We start from the raw sequence: 13,281 nt of genomic DNA on the forward strand, positions 1-13,281 counted from the left end.
TTGGCAAGCCAGGCTCCCACGAGAGGTCGTGGCGTATCTGAGCGACAGATCTGTGCATCAAACCGATGTTTCCTCGCAGTAACTGCGAAAGATTTCCCGTGTCGCGCCAGAATTCGCAAGAAAATTCACATCCCTCCCTCGTATCATTCACCTCAGTAACGAGTGAGAGCCTTGCAATGAACCCAATAAAAACGTGGTGGGATATCAGCCCGCCCTTGAGCACGGCCACCCCGACCTGGCCGGGCGATACGCCGTTCCAGGAGGAGCGCGTGTGGCAGTTCGGCCCCGAGTGTCCGGTAAATGTGGGGCGCGTCACCCTGTCGCCGCACACCGGTGCCCATGTGGATGCGCCGCTGCATTACAGCGCTGATGGCGCGCCGATTGGCGAGGTATCGCTGGATGTGTACATGGGCCCTTGCCGGGTATTGCATTGCCTGGGCAGCGGCGCGTTGGTTGAGCCCCATCAGTTGCAAGGGCGTTTGGATAACCTGCCCGAGCGCGTGCTGCTGCGTACTTATCCACAAGCGCCACTGACTGAATGGGATTCGAATTTCACTGCCATCGCCCCGCGAACCATTGAGCTGCTCGCCGGCCTGGGTGTGCGTCTGATCGGTATCGATACGCCGTCCCTGGACCCGCAGCAATCCAAGACCATGGATTCGCACAACGCCGTGGCGCGCCATGGCATGGCGATCCTCGAAGGCATCGTGCTCGATGACGTACCGGAGGGCGACTATGAACTGATCGCGCTGCCGCTGCGCTTCGCCAACCTGGACGCGAGCCCCGTGCGCGCCATTCTCCGCCCGCTCAAGGAGCCCACGCGATGAGCCAATGTCCTTTCTCAGCTGATTACCAACCGCCGGAAGAATGGCATAACGCCGAACTGAATTTTTCCGAGTCCATGAGCTATGGCGATTACCTGGACCTGGGCAAAGTCCTCAGCGCCCAGCACCCGCTGTCGCCGGATCACAACGAAATGCTCTTCATCATCCAGCACCAGACCTCGGAGCTGTGGATGAAACTGATGCTGCACGAACTCAAGGCCGCCCGCGAACATGTGCGCCTGGGTGAGCTGCCACCGGCGTTCAAGATGCTGGCGCGGGTGTCGCGGATCTTCGATCAACTGGTGCACGCCTGGGCGGTGCTGGCGACCATGACCCCGTCGGAATACAAGGCGATTCGCCCGTTCCTGGGGCAGTCGTCGGGGTTCCAGTCGTTCCAGTACCGCGAGATCGAATTCATCCTCGGCAACAAAAGCCCGGCGCTGCTGCGGCCCCATGCTCATCGCCCGGAGTTGCTGCAGCAATTGCAGGTGGCGATTGCCACGCCGTCGTTGTATGACGAGGCGGTGAACCTGATGATCAAGGCAGGGCTGGCGATTGACCCTCAGCGCGCCGAACGCGACCCGACGGCGGCCACGGTGCACGATGAATCGGTGGAAGCGGCGTGGCGCGAGGTGTATCGCGACCCGAATCGCTACTGGGACTTGTATCAATTGGCCGAGAAGTTTATCGACCTGGAAGATTCGTTCCGCCAGTGGCGCTTCCGGCATGTCACCACGGTGGAGCGCATCATCGGCTTCCAGCCGGGTACTGGTGGTACTGAAGGCGTGGGGTACCTGCGCAAGATGCTCGACACGGTACTGTTCCCTGAACTCTGGCGAGTACGTTCCACGCTCTAATAAAAAAGCCCCGGATTACCGGGGCTTTTTTCTAGGTGAAATACAGTCAATTGTGGGAGCTGGCTTGCCTGCGATTGCGGTGTATCAGTCGGCTCATCCATTGGCTGACACGCCGCAATCGCGGGCAAGCCCGCTCCCACAGGGGTTACTGCGCCACGGCAACTTTCCCGTTTCTGATCCTAAACCGGTAGGCGATATAGATAATCCCCACCCATACCGGCATCGCGTACACCGACTCACGAATTCCCGGAATCGCCAGCATCACCCCGATGATCATCACCATGAAGGCCAGACACAGGTAGTTGCTGAACGGGAACCAGAAGGTCTTGAACGACGGCGTCACGCCTTGCTCGCCCATGGCCTTGCGGAACTTGATATGGGTCAGGCTGATCAGCGCCCAGTTGATCATCAACGAAGCAACCACCAGCGCGAACAGCAACTCCAGGGCACTGTGCGGCGCGACGTAGTTGACCACCACGCACAGCATCGTCACCAACGCCGAAATCGCCAACGCCCGCAGCGGCACGCCTTGCTTGTTGAGCTTCATCAGCGCCTTGGGCGCGTCACCTTGCTCGGCCAGGCCGAACAGCATGCGGCTGTTGCAGTACACGCCGCTGTTGTACACCGACAACGCCGCGGTCAGCACCACGAAGTTGAGGATGTGGGCGGCGGTGTCGTTGCCGATCAGCGAGAAGATCTGCACAAACGGGCTGCCGCTGTAGGCATCGCCTGACGCGCCGAGGGTTTGCAGCAGTTGATCCCACGGGTACAGCGACAACAGCACGGTCAGCGCACCGACATAGAAAATCAGGATGCGGTACACCACCTGATTGATTGCCTTGGGGATCACCTTGCGTGGTTCGCTGGCCTCGGCGGCGGTGATGCCGACCAGTTCCAGGCCACCGAACGAGAACATGATGAAGGCCATCGACATCAACAGCCCCATGCCGCCATTGGGGAAGAAACCACCGTGGCTCCACAGGTTGCTGACCGAGGCCTGGGGGCCGCCGGTGCCGCTGAACAGCAGGTAGCAGCCGAGCACGATCATGCCGACAATCGCCACCACCTTGATGATCGCAAACCAGAATTCGGCTTCACCGAAGAACTTCACGTTCAGGGTGTTGATCAGGTTCACCGCGACGAAGAACACCAGCGCGCTGACCCAGGTTGGGATCTCCGGCCACCAGAACTGGATGTACTTGCCCACCGCCGTCAACTCGGCCATGCCCACCAGCACGTAGAGCACCCAGTAGTTCCAGCCCGCCAGGAAGCCTGCGTAACCGCCCCAGTATTTATGTGCGAAGTGGCTGAAGGAACCGGCCACCGGCTCTTCGACGATCATCTCGCCTAGCTGGCGCATGATCAGGAACGCGATAAACCCGGCCACCGCATAGCCCAGGATCATCGACGGCCCCGCCGACTTGAGTACCCCGGCCGAGCCGAGGAACAAGCCTGTACCAATCGCACCTCCCAAGGCGATCAGCTGAATGTGCCGGTTTTTCAGGCCACGCTTGAGGCCCACCGGGTTAACCATGTCATCCGCCATTAACATTCCCTTCTACTTGTTTTTCTCAAGGGTGATTGCACGCCGCATCGGCCCCTCAGAACTGCTGAGGGTCAGATATTACTCTGCGTAAACTTTTCGTAATACAGCTGAACGCCATCAAGTGCCTGATCCGCCAGCCATTGCTGGATGGATTCGACCATCGGAGGGGGGCCGCACACGTACATATCCGCCGATCTGTCCCGCAGTTCGGCCAGGTCGAAATGCTCGGTGAGGTAGCCGCGTTTGCCCGTCCACTCGGCTGAGGCGTCGCTCAGCACTTCGGTGTAGCGAAAGTTCGGGATTTTTGCCGCGTAGGCGTGGATACGCGCCGCTTCACATAAATCTTCGGCGCCGCGCACGCCGTAGTACAGGTGCACAGGTTGCGTGCAGCCGTTGACGGCCAGCTCATCGAGCATGCCCAACAACGCCGACAACCCGGTGCCGCCCGCCACCAGTACCAACGGTTGGGTGACATGCCGCAGATAAAACGCACCCAAGGGCGCCTCCATCAACATTTCATCACCTACTTGGCAGCGTTCACGCAGGTAGTTGCTCATGACTCCATCGGGCAGCAGGCGTACCAGGAACTGCAACTGATTACCCGGCCGGTTGGCGAAGGAGTAGGAGCGCCAGCTATCGGTGCCGGGCACCGACAGACGCGCATATTGGCCCGGCAAAAAATCCAGTGGCTGGTCCAGTTGCACCTGCAAGATGGCGGTGCTGGTCGAGACCTGCTGCACCGCGCTCACCGTGCCGCGTACCTGCACGGGCCCGGGGGCGTTGCACAGGCTCGAATCAAAGTCGAAATAGAAGGTGGCGTCGGACTTCACCCGGGTCTGGCAACTGAGCATCTTGCGCTGTTGCAGGTCGAGGCTGGAGAGCGCTTCCTCGTCGACGTAGTCCTGGGTGTACTCACCGGATTCGCAACGCCCCTGGCAGGTGCCGCACACACCTTCGCGGCAATCGAGCGGGATTTTGATGCCGTTGCGCAGGGCTGCGTCCAACAGGATTTCATGGGCGCCCACCGGGAAGAACAGGGTCTTGCCATCGGCAAAGCTGAAGGCCACTTTGTGATTCATTGATGAAACTCCAAGCGTGCCCCTGTGGCGAGGGAGCTTGCTCCCGCTGGGCTGCGAAGCTGCCCCAAAAAACTGGGAGCGCTGCGCACTCCAGCGGGAGCAAGCTCCCTCGCCACAGGGGGGGTGCTGGTTTTTAAAGGTGATAGAAATCCAGCACCGAGTTGATGGTGTCGTTGAGCAGCAAGGCGTGCTTGCGCATGATCAGCCAGCTGTCGCCCTCGGGCTTGAGGCGATAGGTTGCGTGCCCATAGAACTGCTCGGAAGTAGCCAGCCGATAAAACAGCGTGTGCCAGTTCAAGCGCACCTCCAAGGTGCTGTCACTTTGTTCGGCAATGCGCACGTTATTGATCAGGTGCAAGGTGCGCGGCATCGGCGTGGCAGAGGCGGCTTTGCCGGTGCGCAGGCGGAACACGCGGTCTTCCAGGCCCGAGCGGTTGGCGTAGTAGATCAACGACATCTCGCGCTTGGGGTCTTGGGTGTAGACGTGTTCGGAATCCCATTGCGGCAGGTGGAATTCGCTCTGCGGGTCGAACAACTGCACGTAGGCGTCCCAGTCCTGGGCGTCGCACAGTTCGGACTTGCGGTAGAAGAACTGCTCGATCTGGTACTGCAATTGCGCATTCATCACTTCACCTCCCGCAGGCTCAGGGCCCGCTGGTCCAAACCCTTGAGCAGAAACCGTTGCCAATTGCGGTGCTGGTTGACGTACAAGCCTTCGTGGGTGAACTCAGTGCCGGTCATCGCCGGTTGGATGCCAATGGCCTCGCTGTTGGGCGTCGGCCCGGTCTCCCAGCGATGGCTGCCGCGAGAAATATCGCTCCAGCGCTCCAGGCGGCCCTGGAAACCGCGCTGGGCTTCGCGAAATTCCACCAGGTCGTCGGGCGTGCCCATGCCCGAGACGTTGAAGAAGTCCTCGAACTGGCGGATCCGGTTTTCGCGATCGGCGTCGGACTCACCTTTCACGCCCAGGCACTGGCTGATGATTTCGGTCTTGTTCCAGGCCACCGGGCGGATGATGCGCAGCTGCGAGCTGATCTGGTCGAGAAAGAACAGGCTGGGGTAGATGTTCAGGTTGCGCAGGCGGTGCATCATCCACTCGGCCTTCTGCTGGCCGTGTTCTTCTACCAGGCGCGGCATGATGGTGGCGTAGCCGGAGCGCACGCTGGGGTTGGGCATGTCGCTGAACAACACACTGTGGCCGTTATTGAAGGCGAACCAGCCGTCATCGGTATTCGCGTCGCCGGCGCCGAGCTTGCTGTAGTCCAGCGTCGTGCTGGAACCTGCGCCGTTCTCGGTGTTGACCTGCTGGCGATGCTGCACGGTGGCCACGTAGTTGTAGTGCACGGTGCTGACGTGATAACCGTCCAGGCCGTTTTCGTTTTGCAGCTTCCAGTTGCCGTCGTAGGTGTAGGCAGACTTGCCCGCAAGCACCTCCAACTCTCCGGTGGCCGATTGCGCCACCATCATGTCGAAGAACACTTTGGCGTCGCCGAGGAAATCTTCCAGGCTGTCGGTGCCGTTCACGTCCAGGCTGATAAACACAAAGCCCTTGTAGCTGTCGATGCGCGCTTTTTTCAGGCCGCGGGTGGCCTTGTCGAAACCTTCCGGGTATTCCCCTGGCGCCTTGACCTTCACCAGTCGGCCATCGCTCTTGTAGCACCAGGCGTGGAACGGGCAGGTGAAAGTGGATTGGTTGCCCTTGCCCACGCGGGTGAGGGTAGTGCCGCGATGCTGGCAGGCGTTGATCAGCGCGTTGAGCCGGCCTTCGCCGTCACGGGTGATGATCATCGGTTGGCGCCCGGCGCGCATCGTCACGAAGTCGTGGTTATTGGCCAGTTCGCTTTCGTGGCAGGCGTAGATCCAGTTTTTTTCGAAGATCAGCTCCATCTCCAGGTCGAACAGTTCGGGCTCGGTGAACATGTCGCGGGCGATGCGGAACACTTCATCTGCCGGGCGAAAGTCCAGGCAGCTTTCGATAAAGGTTTTCCACTGCTCGACGGTTCTTGCACCACTCATGGGAGGCACCTTTTGATCATGGCTAAACGGTGAGCCATTAAGCGGCTGCAATGCGGTAGCGGGCTATCCGCTTAATGGGGGAACGCAGGCCGCAAAGTTGGGCAACAAATACCCATGGCGGTGCGCGCAGGTGACGGCATGCGCTACTGTGATGGTGGGCGATGGTCGTAGAACCCTGGGATTTATCCACATAGTCGACCCTTACTATCCACCCAGTGGCCACGCTACTGGCGTGGCCTGGAACTTGCTGTCGAGGTTCAACGACGCGCCGCCAGAGCGCGCAAATGCCTAACCGCCGTGGGTGCACCCTGATGAGTAGCCAGACACGCGATATTCATATTCAACGCTTCGACCTGGAAGGCGCGCGCAGCTGGATGTCCGGCATCTGCGGGCCCCATCGCCTGGCGACGGCCACCCCCGAGCGCCTGCGCTTTCACCACAGCGCCAACGTGTTCAAGTCCCGCGCCACCACCCTGGGCGTGATCGAATACGGTACCGATGTGACCATCGACATCGAAGACGCCGAGCACTTTCGCAGCTACAGCTTGAGCCTGCCGCTGGTGGGCGAGCAGGAGCTGAGCAAGAACGGTGAGCGCCTCAGTTCCAACCGCGACCAGGGCGTGATCATTTCACCCAATGAGCATCAGGTGCTGGCGATTTCCGGTGACTGCCGCAAGTTGCAGGTGGTGATCACCCGCGCGGCGATGAGCGAGTCACTGGAAGGTTTGCTGCAACGGCCCATCGATGCACCGCTGCGGTTTGAGTCGGTGATGGATGCTGTGGACGGAGCACCGGCCTCGTGGTGGCGCATGGCGCGATACTTCATCGCCGAACTGGAATGCAGCAGCGAGTTGTACGAGCAGGCGGCGTTTACCCGTGACCTGGAAAGCTCGCTGATCAAGGGGCTGATCCTGGCCCAACCCAATAACTACTCTGAAGAACTGCGCGAGGTTCTGGGGGTGAAACTGCCGCACTACTTGATCCGTGCGCGGCAATTCATCCACGACAACGCCCGTGAAGTGCTGCACCTGGAAGACCTGGAAGCGGCAGCGGGCGTGTCGCGGTTCAAACTGTTCGATGCGTTTCGCAAGTACTTCGCACTGTCGCCCATGGCGTATCTGAAGAAGCATCGGTTGGGGGCGGTGCGCCAGGAGATTCTGGAGCAGGGCTCAATGCGCACTATTTCTGAAATCGCCCTGGGCTGGGGGTTTACGCACCTGGGGCGGTTTTCGGCGGAATACCGCAAGCTGTTCGATGAGTCGCCCAGCCAGACATTGCAACGCAAGCGCCTGCGCATTACTTGAACTGGATGAAAAGCAATCTGTGGGAGCTGGCTTGCCTGCGATAGCGGTCGGCCGATCAATACGATGCCAACTGTTCCGCCGCCATCGCAGGCAAGCCAGCTCCCACATGGAATATGGGGCGTCTGGAGAACCTCAGATCAGTTCCTCAACCAGTTGCAGGCAATGAGTCAGCCCCGGCGACTGGTCATTCACCCGCCGGCTCAGAATGATCGGCGAAGTCGCAGTGGCCTCCACAATCGGCGTATAGCCAATATCCGCCCGATGCAGCACCTGCACCGACGCCGGCACCAACGTCACCCCCATACCTGCGCCCACCAGGCCAATAGCGGTCTGCAATTCGTTGGTCCACTGCGCCACCTTCAGGCTCAAGCCATGGGCGTCGAACAGCGCGATCACATGGTCGGCATAACTGGGGCGCGGGTTGCCGGGGTAGAGCACAAAGGGTTCGCCGGCCAACTGGGCGAGGGTGGCCGGGGCGCCCAGCAACGGGTGACCACTGGGCAGCACTGCTACCAGGCGGTCCTCCACCAGTACGCGCTGGACGATGGCCGGATCGTCGATGCGAATCCGCCCGAAGCCTACGTCAATGCGGCCAGCCTTGAGCGCTTCGACCTGCTGCAAAGTGGTCATCTCCGACAAACCCAGCTCCAGCTCCAGGGCCTCGTGAGTGCGCAGGCGCCGAATCAGCTCCGGCAGCACGCCATACAAGGTCGACGGCGCAAAGCCGATGCCCAGCCAGGTTTTCTCGCCTTGGCCGATGCGCCGGGTGGTGTCGCAGACCTTGCCCAGTTGTTCGAGCAGCATATTGGCATGCTCATAGAAAAACCGTCCGGCCTCTGTCAGCCGCAAGGGCCGGCTGCGCTCCAGCAGCACCACCCCCAGTTCGTCCTCCAGTTGCTGGATCTGCCGGCTCAAAGGCGGCTGGGCGATATGCAAGCGTTCGGCAGCTCGGGTGAAGTTGAGGGTCTCGCCCAGCACCTGGAAATAGCGCAAGTGACGCAGTTCCATATCGACTCCTTTCATACCTTGAGGGTATCGCACGAGACCAATTCTATATTGGAAGCCCAAAAAAATGCGGAACAGAATCGACGTAAATTTATAAAGAACCCAATGGGTATTGCCATGCCGATTTGCACCATCGAGTCGATTGAAACTGTCATCGTCGACCTGCCCACCCTTCGCCCGCACAAGCTGGCGATGCACACGATGCAAAACCAGACCCTCGTCATCATTCGCCTGCGTTGCACCGACGGCATCGAAGGCATCGGTGAAGCCACCACCATCGGTGGCCTGAGCTACGGCAACGAGAGCCCCGACAGCATCAAGGTCAACATCGACTGTCACTTCGCGCCGCTGCTGATCGGCCAGGACGCGAGTAACGTCAACGCGGCGATGTTGCGCCTGGAGCGCAGTATTCGCGGCAACACCTTTGCCAAGTCCGGTATCGAAAGCGCCTTGCTCGACGCCCTTGGCAAACGCCTCGGGCTCCCGGTCAGCGAGCTGCTGGGCGGGCGTGTGCGTGATGCGTTGCCGGTGGCCTGGACCCTGGCCAGCGGTAATACCGAACAGGACATCAACGAGGCCGAGAAAATGCTCGACCTGCGCCGCCACCGTCTCTTCAAATTGAAGATCGGCGCGGGGGAGGTCAACCGCGACCTGGCCCATGTGATCGCGATCAAAAAAGCCCTGGGCGAGCGCGCCAGTGTGCGCGTCGACGTCAACCAGGCCTGGGATGAAGCCGTGGCCCTGCGGGCGTGCAAGGTGCTCGGCGACAACGGTATCGACCTGATCGAACAACCGATCTCGCGCAACAACCGTGGTGGTATGACTCGGCTCAACCTGTCGAGCCCGGTGCCGATCATGGCCGATGAGTCCATCGAGTGTGTCGAGGATGCATTCAACCTGGCCCGTGAAGGCTCGGCCACAGTGTTCGCCCTCAAGATCGCCAAGAATGGCGGCCCTCGCGCTGTATTGCGCACGGCGGCGATTGCCGAAGCGGCTGGCATCGGCCTGTACGGCGGCACCATGCTCGAAGGCGGCATTGGCACCCTGGCTTCGGCCCATGCCTTTCTCACGCTGAACACCCTGGCGTGGGGCACCGAATTGTTCGGCCCGCTGTTGCTCACCGAAGACATCCTCACCGAGCCACCGGTGTACCGCGATTTCCAGCTGCACGTTGCCAGCGCGCCGGGCCTGGGCCTGGCGCTCGATGAAGAGCGCCTGGCGTTCTTTCGCCGTGACAAACACTAAGAGGCCTCTGCCATGTTGTTCCACGTAAAAATGACCGTGAACCTGCCCCTCGACATGCACCCCGAGCGTGCCGCCAGCCTCAAGGCCGAGGAGAAAGCCTTGGCTCAGCGCCTGCAAGAGGAGGGCAAATGGCGCCACCTGTGGCGCATCGCCGGGCATTACGCCAACTACAGCGTGTTCGATGTCGACAGCGTGCAGGACCTGCACGACCTGCTGATGCAACTGCCGTTGTTCCCCTACATGGCCATCGAAGTGAACGCGCTGTGCCGCCATCCGTCGTCGATCCATGCGGACGACCGCTGAGCCGGCTTCCACCTATAACTACAAGATGAGGAATGCACCATGTCCATCCGCCTGTCCCAGACTGCCCACGCCCAACAGTTTCTCGAAGAAGCCAGCGGTAATCTCAATGACGCGGGCAACCCGCGCACCAAGGCGCTGATCTATCGGATCCTGCGTGACACCGTGAACATCATCGAAGACCTGGAAGTGACCCCGGAAGAATTCTGGAAGGCGGTCAACTACCTCAATGAACTGGGCAAAAACCAGGAGGCCGGCCTGCTTGCCGCCGGCTTGGGCCTGGAGCATTACCTGGACCTGTTGATGGATGCCGCCGACGAGGAGGCCGGCAAGTCGGGCGGCACGCCGCGCACCATCGAAGGCCCGTTGTACGTGGCCGGTGCGCCGCTGTCCAAGTACGAGGCACGGCTGGATGACGGCAAGGACGACGCGGTGCCGTTGTTCATGCGCGGGCAAGTACGCGATACCGAGGGCAAGCCGTTGGCAGGGGCGATTGTCGATGTGTGGCAGGCCAACACGGGCGGGACCTATTCGTGGTTCGACCCGGCGCAATCGGAATTCAACCTGCGTCGGCGCATCGAGACCGACGCCCAGGGCAACTACCGTTTTCGCAGCATCGTGCCTTCAGGCTACGGCTGCCCACCGAGCGGGCCGACGCAACAGTTGCTTGACCAACTGGGGCGCCACGGGCAACGGCCGGCGCATATCCACTTCTTCATCTCGGCGCCGGGGCACCGGCACCTGACCACGCAGATCAACCTGTCGGATGATCCGTACCTGCACGATGACTTTGCCTATGCCACCCGGGATGAACTGATTGCCGAGATTCGCTTCAGTGACGATCCGCAACTGGCGCGCGAATTTGGCGTGCAAGGGCGGTTTGCGCAGATTGATTTTGACTTTGAGTTGCAGGTGGCGGATGCGCCAATAGAGCAGCAGCGCATGCAACGAGTCCGCGCCCTCGAAGACTGATCTGTGGGAGCTGGCTTGCTGTGGCGAGGGAGCTTGCTCCCGCTCGACAGCGAAGCTGGAGCCGGCTTTTGGGGGCGCTGCGCACCCCAGCGGGAGCAAGCTCCCTCGCCACAGCAAGCCAGCTCCCACATTGGTTTTTTGGTGATTTAGTTATTTGCGCACGACCAGGTCCAACACCTCATCCCGGTCTTTGATCTTCTGCAGCACTATCTCCGAGCGGATATCCATCACCCCCGCCGTGCGGTTCAGATGATTCACGATAAAGTCCGAAAAGTGCTTGAGGTTGCGCGCCTGCACCCGCAGCACATAGTTGCTGGCGCCGGTGATTACATAGGCGCTCGCCACCTCCGGCCAGCCTTGCACCTTCTTGATAAACGTCTCATGCCAGTCCTCCACATCCTGGCGCAGCGACAGGTGCACGATGGCTTCCAGCTCGATTCCCAGCTGTTCGGCGTTCAATACCGCGCGGTAACCGCTGATGATTCCCTCGCTCTCCAGCAGGCGCAAACGGCGCAGGCATGCAGACGGCGACAGCGCGACTTTTTCCGCCAATTCCTGGTTGCTGATGCGGCCATCCTGTTGCAGGAAATGCAGGAGGCGCAGGTCGGTAGCGTCGAGAATCATGCTTGGAAGATATCCGCGTGTTTGGAGGTTAAATTCGAATTTTCTACAGCTTAAATAGCCGTTCACCCACCACTTTGCACGAAAATTCTCTAAAAGTTCGTTCATTATTTGGTTCATCCTCACTTATAAAAACCAGGACGACCCATGACCACTCGAAGCCATTGCCAAGCCCTCGACGCCCAGGACCCGTTGGCCCACCTGCGTGCCCAATTCGCCTTGCCCGAAGGCGTGATCTACCTCGATGGCAACTCCCTCGGCGCTCGCCCGGTGGCGGCGCTGGAGCGGGCACAACAGGTGATCGCCGAGGAGTGGGGCAATGGCTTGATTCGTAGCTGGAACAGCGCCGGCTGGGCGGATTTATCCCAGCGCCTGGGCAATCGCCTGGCGCCATTGATTGGTGCGCGTGAGGGCGAGGTGGTGATCACCGATACCACCTCGATCAACCTGTTCAAAGTGCTCAGCGCCGCCTTGAGTGTGCAGCGCCAACGTACACCTGCGCGCAAGGTCATCGTCAGCGAAGCGAGCAACTTTCCCACCGACTTGTACATCGCCGAAGGCTTGGCCGAATTGCTGCAACAAGGCTATTCCTTGCGCCTGGTGAACAGCCCGGCGGAACTTCCCCAGGCTATCGATGCGGACGTGGCGGTGGTGATGCTCACCCACGTCAACTACAAGACCGGCTATATGTACGACATGGCGGCCCTGACCGCGCTGAGCCACGAGTGCGGCGCGCTGAGCATCTGGGACCTGGCGCATTCGGCGGGCGCGGTACCTGTCGACCTGCATCAGGCCAATGCGGATTATGCGATTGGCTGCACCTACAAATACCTCAACGGCGGACCGGGCTCCCAGGCGTTTGTGTGGGTCAACCCGGCGTTGGTGGATGTGGTGCGCCAGCCGTTATCGGGTTGGTTCGGGCATACCCGGCAGTTCGCCATGGAGTCCACCTACGCCCCCAGCGCCGGCATTGCCCGCTACCTCTGTGGTACGCAGCCGATTACCTCGTTGGCCATGGTGGAATGTGGCCTGGAGATTTTTGCCCAGACCGACATGGTGCGCCTGCGGACTAAGTCCCTGGCCTTGACTGACCTGTTCATTGCGTTGGTCGAAAGTCGTTGCGCCGCCCACGGCCTGGAGCTGATCACCCCGCGTGAACACACCCGGCGCGGCAGCCACGTCAGCTTTGAACACCCCGAAGGTTACGCGGTGATCCAGGCCTTGATCGCCCGAGACGTGATCGGCGATTACCGTGAGCCGCGGATCATGCGTTTTGGTTTCACGCCGTTGTACACCAGCTTTACCGAAGTGTGGGACGCCGTGGAAATTCTCGGTGAAATTCTCGATAACGCTACGTGGGACCAAGCGCAATTCAAAGTGCGCAACAGCGTTACTTAAGGGCAACACAGATCAAATGTGGGAGCTGGCTTGCCTGCGATAGCGTCGGTGCATTCACTACCGTTATCGCAGGCAAGCCAGCTCCCACAGGTTCAGCGTCAGCCACTATCACAA

General features: G+C 60.5%; 13 protein-coding genes. 7 read left to right on the plus strand and 6 right to left on the minus strand.

Annotated features, from left to right (window positions below; all coding sequences use genetic code 11):
* The first annotated feature begins 176 nt into the window (after window positions 1-176).
* Window positions 177-827, plus strand: coding sequence for an arylformamidase (kynB, locus tag JFT58_RS22245; protein ID WP_054896995.1), 651 nt, complete (start codon window positions 177-179; stop codon window positions 825-827).
* Window positions 824-1,681 (plus strand): tryptophan 2,3-dioxygenase, encoded by an 858-nt coding sequence (kynA, locus tag JFT58_RS22250; protein WP_054896994.1) that lies wholly within the window; start codon window positions 824-826, stop codon window positions 1,679-1,681. Before kynB ends, kynA begins: the two co-directional genes overlap by 4 nt.
* Window positions 1,682-1,826: 145 nt before the next feature.
* Here the strand turns inward: kynA and JFT58_RS22255 are convergent, their stop codons facing one another.
* The 4 genes from JFT58_RS22255 to antA all read right to left on the minus strand — a co-directional run bounded on the left by JFT58_RS22255 (window position 1,827) and on the right by antA (window position 6,322).
* On the minus strand, window positions 1,827-3,227 hold the full coding sequence (locus JFT58_RS22255; RefSeq protein WP_044274391.1) for an amino acid permease: 1,401 nt from the start codon (window positions 3,225-3,227) through the stop codon (window positions 1,827-1,829).
* Window positions 3,228-3,298: 71 nt separating this feature from the next.
* Window positions 3,299-4,306, minus strand: a complete 1,008-nt coding sequence (gene antC, locus JFT58_RS22260) for an anthranilate 1,2-dioxygenase electron transfer component AntC (protein ID WP_054896993.1) — start codon at window positions 4,304-4,306, stop codon at window positions 3,299-3,301.
* 133 nt (window positions 4,307-4,439) lie between these two features.
* The gene (gene antB, locus JFT58_RS22265) at window positions 4,440-4,931 is read right to left on the minus strand and encodes an anthranilate 1,2-dioxygenase small subunit (RefSeq protein ID WP_054896992.1); all 492 of its coding nucleotides are present in this window, start codon (window positions 4,929-4,931) and stop codon (window positions 4,440-4,442) included.
* Complete coding sequence (gene antA / locus JFT58_RS22270; RefSeq protein ID WP_054896991.1) at window positions 4,931-6,322, minus strand: anthranilate 1,2-dioxygenase large subunit; 1,392 nt, start codon at window positions 6,320-6,322, stop codon at window positions 4,931-4,933. The genes antB and antA overlap by 1 nt, the downstream gene beginning before the upstream one ends.
* 311 nt (window positions 6,323-6,633) lie before the next feature.
* Between antA and JFT58_RS22275 the strand changes: the two genes are divergently transcribed.
* A complete protein-coding gene (locus tag JFT58_RS22275; RefSeq protein ID WP_014719909.1) occupies window positions 6,634-7,626 on the plus strand; it encodes an AraC family transcriptional regulator in 993 nt (330 codons plus the stop codon).
* 132 nt (window positions 7,627-7,758) lie between these two features.
* Here the strand turns inward: JFT58_RS22275 and JFT58_RS22280 are convergent, their stop codons facing one another.
* Window positions 7,759-8,634, minus strand: a complete 876-nt coding sequence (locus JFT58_RS22280; RefSeq protein ID WP_054896990.1) for a LysR family transcriptional regulator — start codon at window positions 8,632-8,634, stop codon at window positions 7,759-7,761.
* 114 nt (window positions 8,635-8,748) lie between these two features.
* Here JFT58_RS22280 and JFT58_RS22285 point away from each other — a divergent pair, with 114 nt between their 5' ends.
* The 3 genes from JFT58_RS22285 to catA are packed head-to-tail and all read left to right on the plus strand — an operon-like array spanning window position 8,749 to window position 11,148.
* Window positions 8,749-9,876, plus strand: a complete 1,128-nt coding sequence (locus tag JFT58_RS22285) for a muconate cycloisomerase family protein (RefSeq protein ID WP_054897005.1) — start codon at window positions 8,749-8,751, stop codon at window positions 9,874-9,876.
* A 12-nt stretch (window positions 9,877-9,888) separates the two neighbouring features.
* Window positions 9,889-10,179 carry a muconolactone Delta-isomerase gene (catC, locus tag JFT58_RS22290; protein WP_003194105.1) on the plus strand — a complete coding sequence of 97 codons (291 nt, stop codon included), beginning with the start codon at window positions 9,889-9,891 and terminating at the stop codon, window positions 10,177-10,179.
* 39 nt (window positions 10,180-10,218) lie between these two features.
* Window positions 10,219-11,148, plus strand: a complete 930-nt coding sequence (gene catA / locus JFT58_RS22295; protein WP_034128778.1) for a catechol 1,2-dioxygenase — start codon at window positions 10,219-10,221, stop codon at window positions 11,146-11,148.
* A 150-nt stretch (window positions 11,149-11,298) separates the two neighbouring features.
* Here catA and JFT58_RS22300 read toward each other — a convergent pair whose 3' ends face one another.
* Window positions 11,299-11,772, minus strand: coding sequence for an Lrp/AsnC family transcriptional regulator (locus JFT58_RS22300; protein WP_003176072.1), 474 nt, complete (start codon window positions 11,770-11,772; stop codon window positions 11,299-11,301).
* A 144-nt stretch (window positions 11,773-11,916) separates the two neighbouring features.
* Here JFT58_RS22300 and kynU point away from each other — a divergent pair, with 144 nt between their 5' ends.
* Entirely contained in the window at window positions 11,917-13,167 is a 1,251-nt protein-coding gene (gene kynU / locus JFT58_RS22305; RefSeq protein ID WP_054896989.1) for a kynureninase, read from the plus strand.
* The last annotated feature ends 114 nt before the right edge of the window (window positions 13,168-13,281 follow it).

This window comes from Pseudomonas sp. MF6767 (genome assembly GCF_016405475.1).
Taxonomy (GTDB): domain Bacteria; phylum Pseudomonadota; class Gammaproteobacteria; order Pseudomonadales; family Pseudomonadaceae; genus Aquipseudomonas; species Aquipseudomonas paracarnis.